Source organism: Neisseria basseii (assembly GCF_962707005.1).
GTDB classification, from domain to species: domain Bacteria; phylum Pseudomonadota; class Gammaproteobacteria; order Burkholderiales; family Neisseriaceae; genus Neisseria; species Neisseria bergeri.
The window spans coordinates 1-1,661 of sequence record NZ_CAUIXH010000045.1; the positions used below are offsets into that span (position 1 = coordinate 1).

At 36.1% G+C, this 1,661-nt stretch carries 2 protein-coding genes and 1 pseudogene; all 3 read left to right on the forward strand.

Features of this window, described 5'->3' with window-relative positions; genetic code table 11:
• Positions 1 to 720, forward strand: a 720-nt coding sequence (locus Q9I99_RS11165; protein ID WP_301667530.1) for an RHS repeat-associated core domain-containing protein, incomplete at its 5' end; no start/stop codon positions are given.
• Between the two features lie 17 nt (positions 721 to 737).
• A complete protein-coding gene (locus tag Q9I99_RS11170) occupies positions 738 to 1,505 on the forward strand; it encodes a hypothetical protein (protein ID WP_301667529.1) in 768 nt (255 codons plus the stop codon).
• Positions 1,506 to 1,531: 26 nt separating this feature from the next.
• Positions 1,532 to 1,661 (forward strand): annotated as a pseudogene (locus tag Q9I99_RS11590) (RHS repeat protein); the annotation flags it as partial.

Sequence of the window (1,661 nt, forward strand, 5' to 3'; positions counted from 1 at the left end):
GACGGCAATCTGGTTTGGTTCGGCGATTATTACGGTTGGGGCAAACTGAAGAGCGAAACGAACGTAACGGGAACGACGCACCAACCCTTCCGCCTGCAAAACCAGTATTGCGACCGTGAGACGGGGTTGCATTACAACTTCTTTAGGTACTATGAGCCTGATGCGGGGAGGTTTGTGAATCAGGATCCGATTGGGTTGTTTGGGGGGAGTAATTTTTATGCGTTTGCCTTCAATATATCTCGTTGGCTTGATCCATTAGGTCTAAAAGGAAAGTCAAAACGATCATGCGAAGAGATTGGGCAAGATATTGATAGATTAATTAATAGAGATAAACGGAAATGTAACAATGGTGGCACTCATGGTTTGCGCCATAGGTTCAATGAACAAATTAATGGTCTCAATGGTCCTGGTACCCAGTCGTGGAAAACACATGAACAGGAGATCAAGAATCAACAGAAAAACCTTAGAGACCGTTTGCAGGAGTGGAACGATTCAGGTTGTGGAAGTCCACCTTCTGGGGCGTGGAAGTGGGCGACAAAACCAGTTCCTCAGCCTAAACAGTGGAAAAATCCTGCTGTTCCGAGGTCTCCTGTAGAAACAGGAGCAAAAGTTGTTGCTGGAGCTGGAGCTGCATATATAGTTTATCGAATTGTTCGGTTTTTGCCTTCTTTACTCCCTCCTTTATGGGGAACAATTCCTGCAAATGCTGCCATACCTTAAAATGTAGAAAGTAAGACATGAATAAAAACAATCTAATTTTATTAATTAAAAATCAAATGTCAGATAAACAAAAAAATGAAAATGCTTTACATTTAAATACACTTTTACTAAGCTCAATAGAAAATCCTAGTATAGATAATGATTTTTTCATAGAATTATTTAGCTATTATTCTAACATATCACAAGGAGAAGTAAGTGAACTATTTAATTTACTACAATCTTTAACCAAAAATGAAATCAATATAATTTATGATTTTTTAGAATATATTTATAAATTTATCAAAGATTTAGGAGTAAATTATGAATTTGATAAATTTCTTATGGAGGTAAAATATATACAAGAACGAAATTGTCTAGAAGAAAAAATTAAGCCTACTTTCCCAATTTTCAAAGTTGATAAAAATAACATCATAAGTTTTGATGATAGTGATAACTTTTATATATTTTCAATAATGCAACTATCTACTAAAACTTGGATTGAGATAACATATGATGATTTTCTCTCAATACTTGAATCACTAGAGTGGCAAGCCTTTACTAATAAGGCTATATTATATTTTACTCCTTGCTGTTTAAAATATATTTTTGCTAATTTATCTAAATTTTATTTATATGGTTACGTTGTTGACTTTTTATATATTGCCCTAAGAAACCAAAGTACGATATTTAACACTACTCAAATCAACTTAATTATTGATTTTTTTAAATTAATCCAAAATTTTAACCAGGAAATTAGTGTTGAAACACACAAAAAAATAACAAGTACTATCCAACTTTATTTATAACTTCCGGGCCGCAAAGGGGTGTTGTCGCGTACCGCCACAGCATCACCTGCTTCGACTACAACGGAAACGGCCGACTCATCGCCCGGCACCAATGGAAGGTGCCGACTAAGGAAGAGAACGCCCGAAACGGCCTGCCCGAAACCGACTGGCGCGATG

What these genes read in the sequence shown, in the direction of transcription:
- Q9I99_RS11170 (WP_301667529.1), top strand. Translation starts at nt 738, where the DNA reads ATGAATAAAAACAATCTAATTTTATTAATTAAAAATCAAATGTCAGAT.